This is a genomic window from Laspinema sp. D2d (assembly GCF_025370755.1).
In the GTDB taxonomy this organism is placed as follows: domain Bacteria; phylum Cyanobacteriota; class Cyanobacteriia; order Cyanobacteriales; family Laspinemataceae; genus Laspinema.
Genome location: NZ_JAMXFC010000020.1, coordinates 1 through 19,506, shown reverse-complemented (window position 1 = coordinate 19,506; position 19,506 = coordinate 1). Strand labels below are relative to the sequence as shown.

Here is a 19,506-nt window from a genome sequence, read left to right as displayed (position 1 = left end):
TAACATCATACCTGATTGAGAGTATCATGCGTTTACTCAAAGAATGGCCTCAATTGAGTTGCAGTTGCGGCAGATATGTGAGTGAACTGCTGATTTGTGGGAGGCTTATTTTAGAGATTAACGTTACGACCCAAACCGGCTGATATCTAACCAAACCACTATAAGTAATCTTACAGATTGAATGTTTGAGCAGACTTTTAAAAATATTGATGATGTCCTTTGGAAAGAGGCCGGTTGTGGGACCGAACTCGATTACACCGAGCAAACTTCTTGGCTGCTGTTTCTGAAGTATCTGGATGACTTGGAACAGGAACGGGCGATGGAAGCCGAGCTCAGAGGTAAGTCTTATGAGTTCATTTTGGACGAACGCTATCGCTGGTCTTATTGGGCGGTGCCGAAGTTGCCCAGTGGAGAGATTGACCGCAACAATTTTTTAACTGGCGATGATTTGATTCAATATGTTAATAATGTTCTGTTTCCCCACCTGCAAGGGTTCAAACAACGGGCCGCCAGTTCCGACACTATCGAATATAAAATCGGTGAGATTTTTGGGGAAATTAAGAACAAATTCCAAAGCGGCTACAGTCTGCGGGAGGCCCTGGAACGGATAGATGAGTTACGGTTTCAGACTCAGCAGGAGAAGCACGAGTTATCCCATCTCTACGAAACCAAAATCAAGAATATGGGGAACGCCGGACGTAATGGCGGAGAATATTACACGCCGCGTCCCCTGATTCGGGCCATGATTAAAGTGGTCAAACCCAAGATTGGAGAGCGCATCTATGACGGTGCTTGCGGTTCGGCTGGGTTTTTGTGCGAAAGTTACGACTACTTGCGCCAAGGCAAACTCACCACCCAACAGCTTGAGCTACTCCAAACCGGGACCCTGTTTGGCAAGGAGAAAAAGAGCCTCGCTTATGTCATTGCCATCATGAACCTGATTCTGCATGGCGTGGATGCACCGAATATTATTCACACCAATACTCTGACTGAAAATATCAGCGACATTCAGGATAAGGACCGCTTTGATGTAATTTTTGCTAACCCGCCATTTGGAGGCAAGGAACGGAAGGAAGTACAGCAGAACTTTCCGATTAAAACCGGAGAGACTGCGTTTCTATTTTTGCAGCACTTTATCAAAATTCTCAAGGTTGGCGGACGGGCTGCGATCGTTATTAAAAATACGTTCCTCTCGAATTCGGATAATGCCTCTCGTGCCTTACGGCAAGAGCTTTTGAGTAGTTGCAATTTGCATAGTATTTTAGATTGTCCCGGTGGCACATTTATCGGGGCCGGAGTCAAAACGGTGGTGCTGTTTTTTGATAAGGGTAATCACTCCGATTCGGTCCAGGGAATGCCTTTATTTTCCCAGGCAAAATCTCCAATTGAGGGAATGGCGACTCGGAAAGTTTGGTACTACCAGCTAGACCCGGGGCGGAATATGGGCAAGACTAACGCGCTTAATGATGAAGACTTGCGAGAGTTTGTGGAGTTACAAGCGACGTTTACTGATTCGGAAAAGTCTTGGTCTGTGGATGTGGCGGATATTGATTGGGAAACTTGCGATTTGTCGGTGAAGAATCCGAATAAGGCAGAGGAAATAGCGTTGAGAGACCCGCAGAAAATTTTAGATGAGATTGCGGCTTTGGATGAGGAAAGCGCAGAAATTTTAGCAGGTATTGGGGGGATGTTGGGATGAAAATGTGGGAAACAAAAAATCTTGGAGATGTTTGTTATCTTGTTGGAGGTGGGACTCCATCTAAAACTAACAAAGAATTTTATACGGGAGATATATTCTGGGCTACTGTTCGAGACATGAAAAGTGAAGTTATTTCTAAAACAGAATGCCAAATAACAGAAGAAGCTGTAAAAAATAGTTCAACTAATGTAATACCCAAAGGAAATGTTGTTATTGCTACGCGAGTAGGATTAGGTAAAGTTTGTATACTGGCTCAAGATACTGCTATCAATCAAGACTTAAGAAGTATTATTCCCAAAGATACTAATAAAATAAAAGTTAAATATTTATTTTGGTGGCTTAAAAATATATCACATTTAATCGTAAATGCAGGTACAGGAGCCACTGTACAGGGTGTAAAAGTACCGTTTTTACAATCTTTACAAATACCTTTGCCCCCCCTCCCCGAACAGAAGCGGATTGTGGCGATTTTGGATGAGGCGTTTGAGGGGATTAATGCGGCGATCGCCAACACCGAGAAGAACCTCGCCAACGCCCGCGAACTGTTTGAGAGTTATCTCAATGCCGTTTTTACGCAGAAAGGTGAGGGGTGGGTTGAGAAGAAACTAACCGAAATTGGTGGAAAAGTTTTTACTGGCCCTTTCGGCTCGCTCTTGCACAAGGCTGATTATATTGCTAATGGTATTCCATTAATTAATCCTGCAAATATTGAAAATGATGAAATTGTTCCGAATTTTAATAAAACTGTAAGCCCAGATGTAATAGAACGATTACAATCTTATGTTTTGAGTAAAAACAACATTGTCATAGGCAGAAGAGGTGAGATCGGACGTTGTGCAGTTGTAAGAGAAGAACAATCGGGATGGCTTTGTGGAAGTGGTTCTTTTTTTATTAAAACCTTTGAAGGCGTCAATTCAGATTTTCTGGCTCACTTATTTAGATCTGCAATATACAGAAATCAGTTAGAAGAACTTTCCACAGGAGCGACGATGCAAAACCTCAGTAATAAGGCAATATCAGATCTGGTGATTGCAATGCCGCCTTTAGCTGAACAGAAAAATGTAATTAAAAAGCTAGATGACTTAAAAGCTGAAACCCAACGCCTAAAATCCATCTACCAACGCAAACTCGAAGCCCTCAAAGAACTGAAACAGTCTATTTTAGAAAAAGCATTCACCGGAGAACTCACGAGCGACACGCCTAAAGAAGTAACAGACACGTCTAAGGAGATTGGTGCATAAAAATTTATTGTATCCTTGAAACCGGGAGAATTTATGTTAATCCAAAAAATTATCCAAGAACTACAAGATATTCCAGAAGAGAAACTTGCCGAAATTTATGACCTAATTCACTACTTCCGTTTAGGTTTAAATCAAGAAAAAACTGCAACTCTGACCGTTAACGAAGCGGAAGCGCGCACCCCGGGTTTACTCACCGGAAAACTCTCAGACGCTTTTTTTGAACCTTTACCAGAAGAAGAATTGCAGCGATGGGAATAAGCTATCTCCTCGATACTCATATCCTAACTTGGTGGCTTTTTAATGACCCCAAACTTAATCCAGAGTGCCGAGATATCATTCCTAACCCCAACTATCATATTCTGGTTAGCAGCGCCTCTGCTTGGGAAATTGCCACGAAATCCCGCATCGGCAAACTCCCGGAAGCAAAACCCTTGGTTGATAATTATCAGGGCATTTTACAGCAAGCGAAGTTCATCGAACTCTCCATCACTGCCACTCACGCATTGAGGGCCGGAAGTCTACCCATTTCCCATCGAGATCCATTTGACCGAATGCTCATGGCTCAGGCAGAATTAGAAAATTTACCGATTCTGACTTACGACACTGCTTTTCACACTGGTTTGATTCAGGTTATTCCTTCCCCCTAATCACAATTATGAACGAAGCTGAGACCCGTGCCGAACTGATTGACCCCGCCCTCAAAGCCGCAGGCTGGGGAGTGGTTCCCGATAGCCGGATTAGTCGAGAGCAACGCATCACTAACGGTCGCCTGGTGGGTGATGGGAAACGGGCCAAATCGGAATATGCTGATTATGTCTTGGTCTATCGCAATCAAAAACTTGCCGTGATTGAAGCCAAAAAGCGGGAGTTAAGAGATACAGAAGGAGTGGGACAGGCTAAGAAATATGCCGAAAAGCTACAAATTCGGTTCGCCTATTCCACCAACGGGATGGGCATCTATCAAATTGATATGCTCACCGGCGCAGAAGGTTATATCAGCGAGTATCCCAGCCCGGATGAATTGTGGGAGGCGACATTCTCCAAAGCCAACGAGTGGCGCGATCGCTTCGCAGTCATCCCATTCGAGGAGAGAAGGGGCTCATGGGAGGCGCGCTATTATCAGCACAACGCCATCACCCAGGTTTTAGAGGCGATCGCAGCGGGACGGGACCGGATTCTGCTGACGATGGCGACGGGAACCGGGAAAACCTTCATCGCCTTCCAACTGGCATGGAAACTGTTCCAAAGCCGATGGAACCTCAGCCGCCAACCCACCCGCCGTCCCCGCATCCTGTTCCTGGCCGATCGCAACATTCTGGCAAACCAAGCATTTAACTCATTCTCAGCCTTTTCCGAAGATGGTGCTCTGGTTCGTATCGACCCCGATGAAATCCGCAAGCGAGGCAGAGTCCCCAAAAATGGCAGCATCTTTTTCACCATCTTCCAAACCTTCATGAGCAGGAAAGATGCCGAAGGAAACCCTACCGCCTACTTTGGCGACTACCCACCGGACTTTTTCGACTTCATCATCATTGATGAGTGCCACCGAGGGGGCGCGAACGACGAAAGCACCTGGCGCGGCATCCTAGACTACTTCGCCCCAGCAGTTCAGTTAGGACTCACCGCCACCCCCAAACGAACCTACAATGCCGACACCTACGCTTACTTTGGCGAACCCGTCTACACCTACTCGCTCAAAGATGGAATCAACGATGGATTTTTGACGCCCTTTAAAGTCCAGCAGATTGAGACGACTCTGGATGAATATATCTACACTGCGGAAGATACTCTGATTGAAGGGGAAGCCGAGGAAGGCCGACTCTACACCGAATCCGACTTTAACCGCATCATTGAGATTGAGGAACGGGAAAAATATCGGGTCAGACTGCTGATGGAAAGTCTCGATCAGAACGAAAAAACCCTAGTTTTCTGCGCCACCCAAGACCACGCCCTGGCAATCCGAGACCTCATCAACCAGATGAAAATTAGTGCGGATCCGAACTACTGCGTCCGAGTCACGGCTGATGATGGCGAGATTGGAAATATGCATCTCAAAACTTTTCAGGATAACGAGAAACGGATTCCCACTATTCTCACAACCTCTCACAAACTCTCCACAGGCGTGGATGCCCGAAACGTCCGGAATATTGTGTTGTTGCGCCCTATCAATTCGATGATTGAGTTCAAGCAGATTATCGGACGCGGCACTCGCTTGTTCGAGGGTAAGGATTATTTCACCGTTTATGATTTCGTTAGGGCCTATCAGCATTTTAGTGACCCGGAATGGGATGGTGAACCGGAAACCCCAACGCCAATAATCCCCAGAGAAAAACGCCCCCCATCCGAAAGCGATCGCCTACAGTCCAAACCGACACAACCGCAGGAACCGGCGCAACACAAAAAACTTAAAATCAAGCTCGCTGACGGCAAAGAGCGCGAGATACAGCACACAATATCGACCAACTTTTGGAGTGCCGACGGCAAACCGCTATCCGCCGCCGAGTTTATCGAGCGTCTGTTTGGAGACCTACCGGAACTGTTCCAGAATGAGAGCGAACTGCAGGAACTGTGGAGCTTGCCTGACACCCGCGAGAAACTGTTGGAAGGGCTAGGAGAGAAGGGTTACGGCCCCCAGGAACTGACCGAAATCAGCCGGATTATTGATGCTGAAAAAAGCGATATCTATGACGTCCTGGCCTATATCGCCTACGCCTCAACTCCCATCACTCGCCGGGAACGGGTCATGAAACGCCAACGCCGGATTTTCTCTCAGTACAACGACAAGCAACAGGAGTTTTTAGATTTTGTCCTAGACCATTACATGAATGAGGGGGTCAACGAACTCCATCCAGATAAATTGTCTCACCTAATAGAACTCAAGTATGGCACCATTCGCGATGGTGTTAAAGAATTGGTCCTCCCTGCTCCCGATATCCGCCAAATGTTCATTGGTTTTCAACGATACCTCTATGAGAAGGAAGATGCTATAGGATGAGCAGTCTAAGGCTATGGAGAAGAATGCGATCGGCTCTTTCCACTTAAACCCTACCCGGATTTACCATTACGCAAGGGCTTCCAGGCGTTCGGGTTTTCCCAACTGTCGGTTCTGCCAGTTTAGGAGAAAACGGATATCGGACCGGCGGGCGATCGCAACGATAATCAAAACCGCAAAAGTCGTTACCCAACTCACATGATTCTGAGCAAGCCGCTGATGATGGATTATTTGCTCTCACTATCCAGGTGCCGAATCACTCGGCAGGGGTTGCCCGCAGCAACGACTCTCGGTGGCAGATCTCGCGTTACGACACTCCCTGCGCCAATGGTAGAACCCTCTCCAATGGTCACCCCCGGACAGATAATCGCACCTCCACCAATCCACACATCGCTACCGATTTCCACCGGCAATGCCGACTCCCATCCGTCTTTACGTTCCGTGGGGTTGAGGGGATGAGTGGCGGTGTAGATTTGCACCTTGGGTCCAATCAGGACGCGATCGCCCAGTCGGACGGTATTACAGTCGAGAATGACGCAATCATAGTTGATAAATAGGCCATCCCCCGCAAAAATATTAAACCCGTAGTCGCAGCGAAATGGCGGTTTAACTTCCGAACCTGTTCCAATTCTCCCAAACAGTTCTTGGATGAGCTGTTGTCGTTCTTGGGTGGCATCAGGAACACAGAGATTAAAACGATGTAAGATGCGTTGCGATCGCGCAAGCAACGCCACCAGTTCTGGATCAGTTGCCAAATACGGCTCTCCTGCCAGCATTCTTTGGCGCATCGATTTGTTGGAGTTCAATGGATTCATAGTTGATCTTAAGATCCGATTTTTTCAGTCAGCGTTCATGTGATAGGATAACTAACTTTTGGAGAATTAGGGTATAAATTAGGTTGAAAAATATATGATAGATACCGTTAAAATTTCTCTCTTGTTAACTGGACTGTGAAACATTTGTATAAGTACCAGTGAGGCATGGGCAGCGCCCAAAAATGGGTCAGCATAAAACCAGTTGTTAAGTTGTCTATAAGGATTAGACGCTTAACCTATGTTATCCTCATGCACCCAACAGAGGCAACTTAGGTTCGTTCGTCCGATGAGAATGCTACATTAAAACAGTTGAATTTCGATTTCCCATGACCTGGGTCGGTATTCAGTTCTCTGGGGTTAACCCCGAAGACTTACGCAAGAGAAGGGATTTCATCGAATAAAAGAGGTGCTTTTCATCTACTGCTTTGCCTATGCCCTTTGTAAATGACGTAAGTCCCGGAACCGGGTCCTTCAACTTTGAGCTTCTTAACTCTAAACATTAACCCTTAACCGATGTTCAGTGCAGACCAACTCCAGAAAAAATTCTCCCAACCGCTTGATCGCGCGGCGATCGCCCTGATTGCGGTGTTGACGGTGGCGATCGCCTTGCTCTTATTTGGAGGCGATAGTACCGCTCCCCGAGTGCGGGAATTTAGCTGGCAAAATAAACAAGTCAGTGCCAAGGATCGCGCCTTTATCATGACTTTCAGCCGTCCGATGGACCGCCAGAGTGTGGAAGATAACTTGAAAATTGAACCCCCAGTGCCGGGTAAAATCAGTTGGGCGGGAAGGCGGATGGCTTATACCGTCACCCAAGGCGTGCCTTATGGGATGGAATTTCAACTGGAACTGAGCCAAGCACGGGAACGGTTCGCCCAAGGGGGAACAGAAGGAACCTTGATCGAACCCTTTATCGGGGAGTTCAAAAGCCGCGATCGCGCCTTAGTTTATATTGGAGTCTCTCCGGAAGAACGGGGACGGTTAATCCTTTACAACTTCAGTAAAAGCGAAAAAACTATTCTGACGCCGAAAGAAATGACAGTTCTGGATTATAAACCCTATCCCGACGGCGATCGCCTGTTATTTTCAGCGATCGACACTCTATCTCCGAATCCAGGACTTTTAGAGCAACGACTCTTCACCGTCACCACTGGCATAGTCCCGGAAACTCCCGGCAGAAAAGCCAGCCGAGGTGACAATTCCCCAGGTCAAATCAAACCGATATTAGACTCCCAAAAGTATCAAAACCTCAGCTTTGACCTCTCCCCCGATGGTAAAACTATTCTGGTCCAGCGTGTCAACAAACAGGACCCGGGACAATTTGGACTCTGGAAAATAGAGGAAGGAAAGCAAGCTAAACCCCTAGAAAATGAACCGGGTGGGGATTTTATTATTACTCCCGATAGTCAAACCGTGGCGATCGCCCAGGGACAGGGACTCGCTATTTTGCCCCTGGAACCCAAAGCTGAACCTGTCGATTTTCTCCCTCAATTTGGTCGCGTGTTGAGCTTTTCCGCTGATGGGAGTGCGGCGGCGATGGTGAAATTCAACACCGACTACACGCGATCGCTCTATTTGGTCACTACAACTGGGGTCAACAAAGAACTACTCCGCATTAAAGGTTCTTTTCTGAGCGCCCAATTTGGACCCGAAGGAAAAACCCTCTATTGTTTGCTGACAAAATTGGTAGAAGGGGAAATTTATAAAGAAGAACCTTACATCGCCGCCATTAACGTAGAAACTGGGTCTCTGCAACCCCTGGTACTGTTACCGGATCAGCGAGAGATTCATATCAGTTTGGCCCCTGATGGATTAGGGTTACTGTTTGATCAAATTGTCAGCATCGCCCCCCAAGCTAATCAAGTCCCAGGGGATGCCGTGCGCACCAGTTCCGGGGAAGCGATCGCCAGAAGCCGCCTCTGGTTACTGCCCTTGAATCCGAGTGCCCCTCCTAACCGTCCCTTAGATTACAAACCGGAAGAGTTACCTTTTGAGGGCCTCCGTCCGGGTTGGTTACCTTAAAAAACGGGTGGAGGTTGGAACCTCCACCCGTTTTTTAAGGGCTTATTGCAATTGCTGACGCAATCGAGACAATTGCTGTCTAGCTTTTGTATGATTCGGGGTAATTCGCAGGGCTTGGTCATAGGAGGCGATCGCATCATCGTAACGCTCCAACTGCTCTAAAGCCAAACCGCGATTGTACCAGGCACTCGCTGGACCCGTGGATAAACCCCACTGACCATTACTGTTAATAGCGCTATCATAGGCGCTGACTGCGGCTTCCCAATCCCCGAGGATTAGGAGTGCGGTGGCTTTGTTGTACCAAGCGAGGGCAAATTGTGGGTCTAGTTCAAGGGCGCGATCAAAAGAAGCCAGGGCATCATCCCGGCGATCGAGTTGCCAGAGAACCGAACCCCGGTTAAGGGCTGCATCCGCTGCGCGGTTATCTCCCCACTGTCCATTCCCTGCTAAAGCGCGATCAAACGCCGTCAACGCATCTTCAAAGCGTTCCGCCTCTTTGAGAACCATTCCCCGACTGAGCCATGCCAGAGAATAATTCGGACTAATTTCCGTCGCTCGATCAATGGCTGCGATCGCATCATCGTACCGCGCCAACTGCTCTAACACCATGCCTCGACCAATCCAGGCATCTGCATTATTAGAATTTAACTCCAGCGCGCTGTCATAAGTTCTGAGCGCATCTTCATATTGCTTGGAGGACAATAAAAATTGACCCCGGGAGAGCAATGTTTCCATCTCACTCGTCGCCTGTGGTGCAGGTTTGGGCTCCACCGTTTCTCGCTGTACTGGCGGGGTAGCTGCTTCTGGGCGGCTTTCGGGAGTCGCCCTCGGGGTCGGTGTAGGGCTTTGAGGAGGTCTCTCGGGAGTTGCCCTAGGGGTAACCGGAGGCTGTAGCGGTTCTAGGATCTCTGGAGAAGTCGTCACCTGTCCAGAATCCATGCCACCTGTGGGATCATTAGGGCTCGCCCATCCGGGTAACGGCATTGATATTCCCGATATCCCCATTGCTGTAACAATACCAAGCCATTTAAACATTGGCTGCATCAGTTTAGCCTCCAACAACTGCTGATTTTTTCTGACTTTTGACCGAAATGCCCCCACTATAGATCGGTTCCCACTCCTGCGACTCCTGGAAATTGCCGCTGTCCATTCCAAGAAAGACTGTTACAATTCCCCAGGGGGAATGAAAACCGGCAATTTTCTGCTTAAGAGGTGGGCGGATTGGGATTAAAAGGCCATTTTAGGCAGTGAAGAAACGACTAGAGTGGCATTCGGGGTTAGAGGGAACTCTCCCGCTTTTCTGATTTAGCTATATTTTACAATTGAGCCTAGATTCGTAGCAAATATTTCATCGTAATCCCCACCGTTGTCGTTTGTCCACCGACGAAAAAGGTAGCCTCACTAAATTTGGGCGCACCCGTCACGATGGGGGGGTTATTAGAAAATCCAAATCCTTCTTGGGGAATACCCACTACATTGGTATTGAGTTGCCCATCGGCGTTTTCATCGTGAAAGACGGCTACGGCATAGTTGCCCGCATTTAAACCCTCAATACTCAGGGTCACTGGCAGGTTTTCAAGGGGAGAACATTCGGCTTTGAGTGCCTTCGTCCCATCCCGAGGAAATCCCTCACTGCGGGAAAAAATCGTGTAACAAATATTGCCTCGGGGATTGCTGATACCTTGTATTTGAATGTTGAGTTGACTAGCAGGTACAGCCCGGACTGTTTGAATTAAGGTAAAACTGCTAAAGATTGAGGCGATCGCTAAAAGAATTTTTCCAGTTGTTTTCATGATTTTGATCCAGTTTATGAAACGGTCAATAAAGGTCCCACTCATCCTCTGATTTGGGGGGTTAATTGGGGCTATCTAGGAGATAATTTTTAACTCAAACCCCTTGACTTGCTCTTGTTTTCGCCTGGGGGATAGGTGCAGCAACCTAGGAGGTAAAAATAATTCGCCCTTCTTCCTGCTCTTTGCTCAGGAAGCGATCGCTTTGGTTCTCTTCCAGATGCCCTGGAGTCAAAAACCCCCTAATGTTTGGACTGGTTTAATTGTATGAATTTTTATACAAAAATCAAGTCATTTTGGATAAATATAGAAAGAATCCCTTAAAAAAACAAAATTTAGGGTATGGAAAGCGTCTGTTAAACGGGATATCATCCCCCCAGATTACCAAACCCCTCGTCCCCATAAGGCAGAAATCACTCATCGGGGTTGAGGAAAAATAGAATCCTCGCTGGGAATAACTTTTTCTGAGATATTTCGAGGAAAAATGAACCCTACTCCACAGGGCGGGAAGTTATTTGGAAAACCCGAGGGTAGGAGCAACGCAACGAGGGATATCCCGATAGAAACAAACTGGGTTGCTGTAAAATGTTCATTGATTTGGACCCAAAAGAGGGTAAACAAGCCCGTTTCTGATGGGCTTGCAAGTGGCGATCGCTAACCGGGGTTCAAGGGGAAGGCAGAAGTCCTAGACGGAAGGGTGACTGTAACCGTTGTCCCGACCCCTACTTCACTGGCAATAGAAATCTCCCCGCGATGTAACTCGACACATTTCTTGGCGATCGCCAAGCCCAAACCTGTCCCCTGAATTGTCCCTACATTGCTCCCTCGGTGAAACGCATTAAAAATTTTCCCCTGTTCCTGGGGTAAAATCCCAAATCCTTGGTCTTTTACCCGAAAAATGGTAACAGGTGACTCAATTTCATTAAAGTCAATGTCAATCAAAGATAACCCTTGCTCTTCAGGTAAACTCTCCGGATTGTAGAAAATTAATTCAACTTCTATGTTTCCGCCTTTTGGAGAATATTTGATGGAATTTGACAGAAAATTAATGAGCATTTGCTGAACCAAATTACCATCCAGAATCACCTCAAAATCATCGCCATGATGAGTTAACGTAATTTGATGGGGAGAAGCGGGAGAAAGCCGCAAATGGGCAATGGCTTCTTGACAGAGGCGCTCCAGATTTACCGGAGCCGGATTAAACTCAATCTGTCCGGATTCTACCTCATTGATAGACAAAACATCCGCAACCAACTGAGTCAGATGAGTCGCCGCTACTTGAATTCGTTCGAGATGTTTAAGCCGTTTTTGTTCATCCCATTTGTGCCAATAACATTCCAGCAATTCAGCGGAAGATAAAATCGCAGTTAGGGGGGTGCGGTACTCGTGGGAGACCATTGTTACAATCCGGGACCTCAATTCATTGAGTTCTCGTTCTTGCTCCAGGGCCTTGAGAATTTCTCGTTCGGCTTGTTTTTCTTGTAAAAGTCGCTGAACACGCCGTCGCAAAACCGCCCAATGAATGGGTTTGGTAATATAGTCGGTGGCACCGGCTTCAAATGCGCGATCAACTGAATCCTCGTCTTCTAAGCTGGTAATCATTAACACCGGGATACCTAACCCACCGGCGATCGCCTTAATTTGAGTACAGCAGGTAAAACCATCCATCCCCGGCATCTTGGCATCGAGTAGTACCATATCCGGTTTGAGTTGCTTGTAAAGTTCTAACCCTTCGATACCATCGGCAGCCTCTACCACTCGATACCCTTCATTCTGCATCGCCCGACGCAGCATCATTCTCGTTGGCCGGTCATCATCAACCAAAAGAATTAAAGGAGAATTGTTTGGAGAATCATTACTATTCATCTAATCTGTTACTAGAATATTCGGAGAACCGCACTCCACGCGAGGCGTGAGTGTCGGGAAGAACAAAACTCTGTCAAGAGCGGGATTCTGTGCCACACTCAGTCACCAACCCCAAGGTTACCCTTAGCCTGTGCTACTTAGACGGGTTCAAACTGTTTCTATCCCTCAAAAGATAGACCTTTTAGAGCCTGGATTAATCCGATCAATTGGGCCGATTAAATACCCGCAGTTTTCCCGAGGTCTGCTAATCGCTTGCCCGGTCAGCTTGAGTAAGAAGTCGAGGGTTCTGCGCTGTGACTACAACAAAATTTTGCAGTGGAGATCATCGCTTGCTATTTTCCCAGTCAGGAGGTGCAAATCCAAAAATTTGACCCTCCCAAGGGAAGCAGTGAATCCTTCAACAATCTGTCCCTGAGCCGACTCAAAACCGCTATCAGTTGCGTTAGATGAGTGGGATAGGACAAAGAGTGCCAGGATATTTTGTCATGAATTACACCGGATGACTTGACTTTTTTCAGCGGGGACAAAACTGTAGGCCAATACTGCTGTCCATAACTCGCTCAGTCAGGGGTCAGATTCAACGGTTTAATCCAGGGGGATTATCCCCTCAACTTCATATCAGACCCAAACGGTTAGGGTCTTTCACTTCTGAGTCAGGGTTTGGAGTCGTGAATTAATGAGGGGGGATGCGAGTCCCGTTCGTCCTATCTCCTATCTGGTCTCTCTCGTTCTACTAGCGGTTTACCCCTAGGTTACAAAGGCAGCCACAGGGCTTTTAAAAGGATTGCCGTCAGCGGTTTTCAGAACGCCCCACTCACGACTCCAACCGAGGCAGAGGTCCCCAAATTGGGTTTCAGGGATAGTTGTTGGGGAAGTCTTGGCCGCTGATGGGCTCGGAATCAGAAAAACTCCTTTCTATTATCTCTGGAATTGTAGGGATTGGCGAAACGGACACCCTACAAGCTATGACAGCCTTGGCGGGCGATCGCCAAGGTACTGCCTTGAACACTAAGTTTCCCGCATCCCCTTTGAACCTCTCAACCCTTTCCCTTCAAAACGGCCTAGGAACCCTGTGAAGCAATGCCCCAGAGTAAAATTGAGGTAGGAACCCCGGTTCCACCCCTCCTGCTTGATAAATCTCCGGATCCAAAGGCCGACAGATAGCGCAACCGAATCACCGACAACGGGTTGCTCTTCTTCCTCCAAATGCTCCGTCCTGTCCCCCTTCTCTGTTATAACCTTAATCCCCCAATCGTAAAATTTAAGCTATCGTAAGGTTTGAATATCATCTTGATTATTTTTGTCAATGTTTCTTTGGGGAGTGGTCTAGTTGCCGAATTACCTATAAAGTGCTTTATTCCCTAACTCCCCCTCTATCTATTTTATCGAGAACTCCTTGCTCTAATTGCTACTGAGTAACTCCCTCTAGTAGCAGAGGGTGGATCTGTTGTATAGTCAGCGATACCCTTCGCGATTCAAAATCCGCTAAACCCGTGGAGGTGGAGGGAGTGACAACAGCACTCTAGGCAGGGTCTAAAGGAGGAGGTCCCGTTTCCTTTGAATTTGCCTCATTTGTTGCCAATCAATAATTTAGGCAATACTCTATCAAGGGATTATAGTGGATCCTTGAATTTACCCTGATTGGCTCAATTAACTTAGACCCTTTATCTGACTCATCATGTCAGGCTAAATGATGACTCTTGACCTGTTCACACCAGCACAGTTGTAGCTATGGCCTCTGCCAAGATTCTTGTGGTTGATGACGATCCGGCGATCCGGAATTTAATCCATCGCTTTTTAAGTAAGCAAGACTATCAAATGGAGTCGGCTGAAGATGGAAAAAAAGCGCTCGAACTTTTCGAGCAATTTAATCCAGACTTGGTGATTCTGGATGTTAACTTACCCGATACTACGGGGTATCAGCTTTGTCAAGCAATGCAAAAGCGCACGGGTGTTTTTGTTTTAATGCTGACCAGTCGCACGGATGAAGCTGATAAAATCCGGGGATTTAATTTAGGTGCAGATGACTATATTACCAAACCCTTTAGTCTCGTTGAACTCGGTGCGAGAGTCGGGGCGCTATTAAAGCGTCAACGGGTTGTCCAGGTTGCCGAACAACCGTCCGTAGATTTCGGCTCAATGAGCATTGATCCGGTGCGTCGCGAGGTGACTATCTCTGCTCGTCCGATTCTCTTAACGGCCCTGGAATTTGATCTGCTCTATTTTTTAGCCTCTCATCCAGGCCGAGTTTGGCGTCGCGCTGAACTGCTTCAAGAAGTTTGGGATTATGACTATGTGGGGGATCAGCGTGTGGTAGATGTCCATATCGGCCAAATCCGCCGCAAAATTGAAGGGGATGGCATCTATCCCAAGTTGATTCATACGGTGCGCGGAGTGGGGTACAAGTTTGAAGCTCACAGTGGTGATTCCGAAGATGCACCGGAGGAAATCTAGTCGAAATTTTAGATGTGATCGTTTCTCATGTTCAATTCATTCTCATTCGGGACTCAATGGCGTCTGTAAGAACAACAAACGCCTTTTTCCCAGGGGTCCCAATGTTTATGAATCGGCTGTTTGAGTTGCTATAGCGGGGCCTAGGCAATCTCTACAGCTTAGACCCTCTCGGTCTGGAGTTATGACTCCACCCCCACCTATCGGGAAAGGACAGCAAGGATCCATTACATAGATTTCTGATCGGACGGCGGCTAATGCTGATGCAGGCATGGACCCTCTACAACCTCATCTCCACCCCCGGCAGATCCTTTTGCTCCATTTCATCGGGTTGAAATGGGCCAGTTGCACGCTTGATCTCGTCAGGGGAGCGAGGGATCTAGAAATATTTGGGAATCGGGCAGTACCCCTCTCCTCAATGGTTTGCCCGAATTCATGAGAGTTTTACTACTGCTGTAGCCGTCTCCTCTGGCGATTGCTCCACCCAGATTCCCCAACTTTGGCAGGTTAAACCGGATGCTGAAACAGGGTTTCCAGATACACTCTAGCCGCTTGGTGATAGTTTTTCGAGGCTTCTGGGGTCCGATTATCCCCATTTTGTAACAAAAACAGAGACAGGGCCGCAGCAAACACCCGGTCTTGATCCCAGTCAGGGTGAGAGTCCAAATACCCTTTAAGGGATTGATGCAGTTCTTCTGGAATTTCTGCAAGGATACTGACGTTTGCGTTCATTCTGGAAACCTCCGTGCGCGTTCCGCGTAGCTGTTGATGTTTTACCAATCCCTACCAGCTTTGATTCAAGCTGGCGTTATTCTCATTTGGGTTGCCGCACTCTGCTTTAGCTGGCTCCTTTAAGCTAAAGCCTTTCGATAAGAATGCTGGCGGCTTATTTTCAAAAGCTGCAATGACGAGAAACCCTTTTGTTTTAGGTTGGCGGTTTCATTGTGCGCTCAGAAGGGGTGGAGTTGTCAACGTTGCGAAATGTTAAGATTTCGGTTATGGGTCCCTTAGAGCCACGATAGAATCAGGGTTTTAGCTATTTATTGTTACACTGCTTTACAAAATTTTCGCTATCGATCGCCTTGAGTCATTTTTTGGCCTTAATCCCCAGTTCAACCAAAACACGAGAACTCGAAGGCGATCGCCTGGGGAAAACTCTCCCTAACCTGTGGAAAACCCCCGGTCACCTGTGGAAATCTTTGTGGAATCTGTGGGGAAAACCCGCAGAAAAAATAAGAATTGCAAAATTTTAGCAATTTTAGAGAAGTTAGAGATTAATAACTGGCAATTATCAGTCTCGCTCATATAGAGTTAGTTATTGAAAATAAAGTGATGATTAACTGTTTATTTTTTCGGCCAATTTAGGATAGAGAATCCGGTTTTGAAGGTCTATAAAAACCCGCATCCTCAAGGGTGGAGGCTCACAAGACAAAGCCTGCCTAGGCAGCGTCATCCAGAAAATCGACTTTTAACAACCAGATTGGGAATGCGCAAGAGTTATGTCTAGGCAATGTTTAGATTGAGGACCATGACAAGGTTCTGAGTCTTTGAGAATCATTCCATTCCTGATTTTCAGCCCCTTTAACCCCATTTCCTCCAGAGTGTCCCAGGGAGATTTTTTGCCGCACTATCCAGCCGGTAGGTCCTGGATTGTTAAGTTCTACTAACTTTGCTTGACGCCTAAAAATCATATCTGTAACAATTGTTACAGACAAAAATATGACATAACCCATGTAGGTACACCCTAGATCTAGTTTTTGGATCCAAGGACACCTGGATTATAAAAAGGGCAAAACTTATGAAACTCGACCTAGTTAAACAAGAATTGGAAAAACTCTATTTGCGATCGCCTGAATGGATCCCCACATCCCAAAAGGAACTCCTATGGCAGGAACCCGAAGAAAACACCTGGGTGCAGTTATTAGAACAACCCAGCGAATACAGTGCAGATCAAGCCTTACTCCTGTGTAAATGCGGCGATCGCGAGTGGGTAGCCTGGGTCCCTGAACATGGTGAGGTCATCTTGCATGAGGGCCAATTTTACTGACTCTGAAGAGAGGGGAGATGGGGGGGATGGGGGGGATGGGGGAGATGGGGGGGATGGGGGAGATGGGGAAGATTGGGGAGATTGGGGAGATGGGGGAGATGTTTAACGTCCCGACTTCAGTCGTTTCTTTTACCCTATCCTCCCTATCCTCCCTATCCTCCCTATCCTCCCTATCCTCCCTATCCTCCCTATCTTCCCTATCCTCCCTATCCTCCCCATCTCCCCTTACCCTATCCCCGCAGCGAGTCCGTAATGCACCAATAACCAACTCAACGCGGTTCCCACACCGATACCTAATGTGGCAATCGCTAGATTACGAGCAATCGCACCTATCCCAGAGTTTTTGCGTTGAATTTCTTGTTTGGTGGTACTGCTTAAAACTAATCCCGTCACCCCAATTTCTGTCAATTTCCCCGCCATTCCTGTAGCCACGCCGATCGCCACAAAAGACAGACCAAAAATTAACAGCGGCAGTAACACCACCATCCGTTTAAAGCCTGCTTTAAATAGCTCTAATATCCCAATGCCAATGCCTCCCATTGCCATTGCGGTGACAATGACGGCTAATAATTTGCGTTCCGGATGCTCCAACCAGTCAATATCGACTAGGGTAAAAAACCACAAACCTAGGGTGACTAAACTGGGTGCAACTAGCCATTTTCGCGAAAATTCCGCAACCTGCTCGATCGCCGGGTCGTGAATTTTTTCGGAAAACTCTCTACCTGATAAAATGACCAAGGGAAAAGCGATCGCAACAGCCACATAAGGAGATAGAAAAATCAAGGGAACAGCTACAGTCGTCCCAAACAGAATAACTGGAAACGGCGCTACGATTTTTTCTTTCCAATTAGCAATTTTCCCGTGTTCTGGACCTGCTAATTCTGCGGGAACTTCCCGAGGAGAAACTGACAAAGAAATCGGGATAATTTGGGTTTTATTCGCCGTATTGGCGTGGAGTAAAAGATTTCGAGTATAATCTTGACTGACGATTAAATTAGTGGGATCAATTTTAATTTCAAATTCTGTTTCATTTCCCTGAAACTTTGCTGGTTTTATGGAAATCCAATCGGGTTTTGTCTTGAGATTATTTGAGTCTGGAGCAATTTCCCATCGTCCGGCTAGGACTGTCTCTGCCACGGGATTTTTGACCGTTAGAGTTTGACTGAGGGTTTCTCCTTCTTGAGCGCGCAATTCCAGCCGAGTTTGGCTAAATTCCGCTTCCGGTAAAAGGCGGCACACGGAAAGGGGAGTTAAGGCTTCTAAAGCTGCTGCTGCATGAGAAAAGCGATCGCTACTATTCGGTTCCACCATTTTCTGTAACCAGTGAATAAACTCGTCACTCAGATGGGGAACTAACTCGGAAAAATTAAGGCGATAGCTACTATCAATTAAGCGGTTAATTTCACTAGAATCGGTTTGGGTGAGTAAACAAATGAGGGTCACTCCTAACCCATACAAATCAGACGCTTCCGTGAGTTTGAGATTGAGTAATTGCTCCGGTGGCATGAAACCGGGTGTGCCAGAAACTACACTACTTTGAGCAACTTCACCCCCACCGATGCGGGCAAATCCAAAATCAATCAGGTAAATAATATCGGTGCGATCGCCCATTAAAATATTTTCCGGCTTAATATCGCGGTGAATTACCCCAGGAACTCGGTTTTGCAGATATACTAAAATTTCCAAAACTGCCAGGGCAATCTGTTTGATTTTCTCCGGGTCCAGACGCCGAAAAACGGCTAAAGATTGGGCATTTTTATAGTCATGAACGAGACAAAATCCCTCCTGGGTTTCAAAAGAATCCAGATAGCGAGGAATCCCCAGGTGACTGAGACCCTGCAATACTTTAATTTCCCGTTCATGGGCTTTGTAGGCGGACCAATCTGCACCAGGTTTGGCAAACTGAAATTGTTTGATCACCACAGGTTTTTGAGATTTCAGATGGGTTGCCAAATAGGTCGAACGACCCCCAGTATAGTTATGACCCAAACGCTGAAGCACTTGATATCCATAACTAGAACAGTCCGGGAACTGTTGTAAATTAGAACCAGGGGTGAGGGTTGAATTCGACCGATTGGAGTTCGAGGATGGGTTATCCTTGCCCTTAAGCACAGAGAAGAGACTTACGTTTCCAGAATCTCCTCCTTCCTCCAATCCCAAGGGGGCTTTATTTCCGGCAACCCGTTGAGAGATTTGTTTTAACCAGGTTTTCACGACTTTTTCGGCCATCACTTTGACTTGAGCAGCGATCCCTTTCTATTGTAGGGGATTGCTTTCACCAACTGGGTGAAAATAGGGTAAAATTCTCCAGTAAATTGGGAGTCATAGCCCAAAGGCCTGATTTGCAATGTCAGGGGACAGTCCTTGTCTCTTTTGTCTTTATCTCAATTTTTAATAAAGGAATAAACACCCCTGAAACTAATGATTTGAAGGTTATAAATTATTAAAATTTACATAACCCAGGAGATTTCTATAAGTTAAGTAAATTGTTAATTATCCTTACGGACTGGAGTTTAGACTAAGCGAAATTTGACCCACCAGGAGGGGAGCCACTGTTAAAAGAGTGTAGGACAAAAATGAGAA

Annotated in this window: 16 protein-coding genes; 9 read left to right on the top strand and 7 right to left on the bottom strand. The window is 46.8% G+C overall.

Annotated elements, in window-relative coordinates; genetic code table 11:
• Positions 1–181: 181 nt before the first annotated feature.
• From NG796_RS14570 to hsdR, 5 genes are read left to right on the top strand one after another with little or no spacing between them, the layout of a single operon-like run.
• A complete protein-coding gene (locus NG796_RS14570; RefSeq protein WP_261207566.1) occupies positions 182–1,699 on the top strand; it encodes a class I SAM-dependent DNA methyltransferase in 1,518 nt (505 codons plus the stop codon).
• Positions 1,696–2,940, top strand: coding sequence for a restriction endonuclease subunit S (locus NG796_RS14565; RefSeq protein WP_261207565.1), 1,245 nt, complete (start codon positions 1,696–1,698; stop codon positions 2,938–2,940). The genes NG796_RS14570 and NG796_RS14565 overlap by 4 nt, the downstream gene beginning before the upstream one ends.
• A gap of 33 nt (positions 2,941–2,973) precedes the next feature.
• A complete protein-coding gene (locus NG796_RS14560) occupies positions 2,974–3,198 on the top strand; it encodes a hypothetical protein (RefSeq protein WP_261207564.1) in 225 nt (74 codons plus the stop codon).
• The gene (locus NG796_RS14555) at positions 3,189–3,587 is read left to right on the top strand and encodes a type II toxin-antitoxin system VapC family toxin (RefSeq protein WP_261207563.1); all 399 of its coding nucleotides are present in this window, start codon (positions 3,189–3,191) and stop codon (positions 3,585–3,587) included. The genes NG796_RS14560 and NG796_RS14555 overlap by 10 nt, the downstream gene beginning before the upstream one ends.
• Positions 3,588–3,595: 8 nt before the next feature.
• Positions 3,596–5,935 carry an EcoAI/FtnUII family type I restriction enzme subunit R gene (gene hsdR / locus NG796_RS14550; RefSeq protein WP_261207562.1) on the top strand — a complete coding sequence of 780 codons (2,340 nt, stop codon included), beginning with the start codon at positions 3,596–3,598 and terminating at the stop codon, positions 5,933–5,935.
• 66 nt (positions 5,936–6,001) lie between these two features.
• Here the strand turns inward: hsdR and NG796_RS14545 are convergent, their stop codons facing one another.
• Entirely contained in the window at positions 6,002–6,130 is a 129-nt protein-coding gene (locus NG796_RS14545; protein ID WP_261207561.1) for a hypothetical protein, read from the bottom strand.
• Between the two features lie 29 nt (positions 6,131–6,159).
• A complete protein-coding gene (locus NG796_RS14540; RefSeq protein WP_317619316.1) occupies positions 6,160–6,708 on the bottom strand; it encodes a sugar O-acetyltransferase in 549 nt (182 codons plus the stop codon).
• Between the two features lie 552 nt (positions 6,709–7,260).
• Between NG796_RS14540 and NG796_RS14535 the strand changes: the two genes are divergently transcribed.
• Entirely contained in the window at positions 7,261–8,769 is a 1,509-nt protein-coding gene (locus tag NG796_RS14535) for a hypothetical protein (protein ID WP_261207559.1), read from the top strand.
• A gap of 42 nt (positions 8,770–8,811) precedes the next feature.
• On the opposite strand, the gene NG796_RS14530 is transcribed toward NG796_RS14535, so the two are convergent.
• The 3 genes from NG796_RS14530 to NG796_RS14520 form a co-directional block, all read right to left on the bottom strand.
• The gene (locus NG796_RS14530) at positions 8,812–9,813 is read right to left on the bottom strand and encodes a tetratricopeptide repeat protein (RefSeq protein WP_261207558.1); all 1,002 of its coding nucleotides are present in this window, start codon (positions 9,811–9,813) and stop codon (positions 8,812–8,814) included.
• Positions 9,814–10,097: 284 nt separating this feature from the next.
• Positions 10,098–10,562 carry a DUF2141 domain-containing protein gene (locus tag NG796_RS14525; RefSeq protein ID WP_261207557.1) on the bottom strand — a complete coding sequence of 155 codons (465 nt, stop codon included), beginning with the start codon at positions 10,560–10,562 and terminating at the stop codon, positions 10,098–10,100.
• Positions 10,563–11,213: 651 nt separating this feature from the next.
• A complete protein-coding gene (locus NG796_RS14520; RefSeq protein WP_261207556.1) occupies positions 11,214–12,425 on the bottom strand; it encodes a hybrid sensor histidine kinase/response regulator in 1,212 nt (403 codons plus the stop codon).
• 887 nt (positions 12,426–13,312) lie between these two features.
• Here NG796_RS14520 and NG796_RS14515 point away from each other — a divergent pair.
• Both NG796_RS14515 and NG796_RS14510 read left to right on the top strand, forming a co-directional pair.
• Positions 13,313–13,501 (top strand): hypothetical protein, encoded by a 189-nt coding sequence (locus tag NG796_RS14515; RefSeq protein ID WP_261207555.1) that lies wholly within the window; start codon positions 13,313–13,315, stop codon positions 13,499–13,501.
• Between the two features lie 655 nt (positions 13,502–14,156).
• Entirely contained in the window at positions 14,157–14,879 is a 723-nt protein-coding gene (locus NG796_RS14510) for a response regulator transcription factor (RefSeq protein ID WP_261207554.1), read from the top strand.
• A gap of 504 nt (positions 14,880–15,383) precedes the next feature.
• Here the strand turns inward: NG796_RS14510 and NG796_RS14505 are convergent.
• The gene (locus NG796_RS14505) at positions 15,384–15,608 is read right to left on the bottom strand and encodes a DUF2811 domain-containing protein (protein WP_015150167.1); all 225 of its coding nucleotides are present in this window, start codon (positions 15,606–15,608) and stop codon (positions 15,384–15,386) included.
• Between the two features lie 1,066 nt (positions 15,609–16,674).
• Between NG796_RS14505 and NG796_RS14500 the strand changes: the two genes are divergently transcribed.
• Positions 16,675–16,923: a hypothetical protein gene (locus NG796_RS14500; RefSeq protein WP_261207553.1), complete on the top strand. Its 249-nt coding sequence runs from the start codon at positions 16,675–16,677 to the stop codon at positions 16,921–16,923.
• Positions 16,924–17,148: 225 nt separating this feature from the next.
• On the opposite strand, the gene NG796_RS14495 is transcribed toward NG796_RS14500, so the two are convergent.
• On the bottom strand, positions 17,149–19,152 hold the full coding sequence (locus NG796_RS14495; protein ID WP_261207552.1) for a serine/threonine protein kinase: 2,004 nt from the start codon (positions 19,150–19,152) through the stop codon (positions 17,149–17,151).
• Positions 19,153–19,506 lie beyond the last annotated feature (354 nt).

Coding starts and splice junctions, on each gene's coding strand:
- NG796_RS14570 (WP_261207566.1), top strand. CDS start 182: ATGTTTGAGCAGACTTTTAAAAATATTGATGATGTCCTTTGGAAAGAG.
- NG796_RS14565 (WP_261207565.1), top strand. CDS start 1,696: ATGAAAATGTGGGAAACAAAAAATCTTGGAGATGTTTGTTATCTTGTT.
- NG796_RS14560 (WP_261207564.1), top strand. CDS start 2,974: ATGTTAATCCAAAAAATTATCCAAGAACTACAAGATATTCCAGAAGAG.
- NG796_RS14555 (WP_261207563.1), top strand. CDS start 3,189: ATGGGAATAAGCTATCTCCTCGATACTCATATCCTAACTTGGTGGCTT.
- hsdR (WP_261207562.1), top strand. CDS start 3,596: ATGAACGAAGCTGAGACCCGTGCCGAACTGATTGACCCCGCCCTCAAA.
- NG796_RS14540 (WP_317619316.1), bottom strand. CDS start 6,708: ATGCTGGCAGGAGAGCCGTATTTGGCAACTGATCCAGAACTGGTGGCG.
- NG796_RS14535 (WP_261207559.1), top strand. CDS start 7,261: ATGTTCAGTGCAGACCAACTCCAGAAAAAATTCTCCCAACCGCTTGAT.
- NG796_RS14530 (WP_261207558.1), bottom strand. CDS start 9,813: ATGCAGCCAATGTTTAAATGGCTTGGTATTGTTACAGCAATGGGGATA.
- NG796_RS14525 (WP_261207557.1), bottom strand. CDS start 10,562: ATGAAAACAACTGGAAAAATTCTTTTAGCGATCGCCTCAATCTTTAGC.
- NG796_RS14520 (WP_261207556.1), bottom strand. CDS start 12,425: ATGAATAGTAATGATTCTCCAAACAATTCTCCTTTAATTCTTTTGGTT.
- NG796_RS14515 (WP_261207555.1), top strand. CDS start 13,313: ATGGGCTCGGAATCAGAAAAACTCCTTTCTATTATCTCTGGAATTGTA.
- NG796_RS14510 (WP_261207554.1), top strand. CDS start 14,157: ATGGCCTCTGCCAAGATTCTTGTGGTTGATGACGATCCGGCGATCCGG.
- NG796_RS14505 (WP_015150167.1), bottom strand. CDS start 15,608: ATGAACGCAAACGTCAGTATCCTTGCAGAAATTCCAGAAGAACTGCAT.
- NG796_RS14500 (WP_261207553.1), top strand. CDS start 16,675: ATGAAACTCGACCTAGTTAAACAAGAATTGGAAAAACTCTATTTGCGA.
- NG796_RS14495 (WP_261207552.1), bottom strand. CDS start 19,152: ATGGCCGAAAAAGTCGTGAAAACCTGGTTAAAACAAATCTCTCAACGG.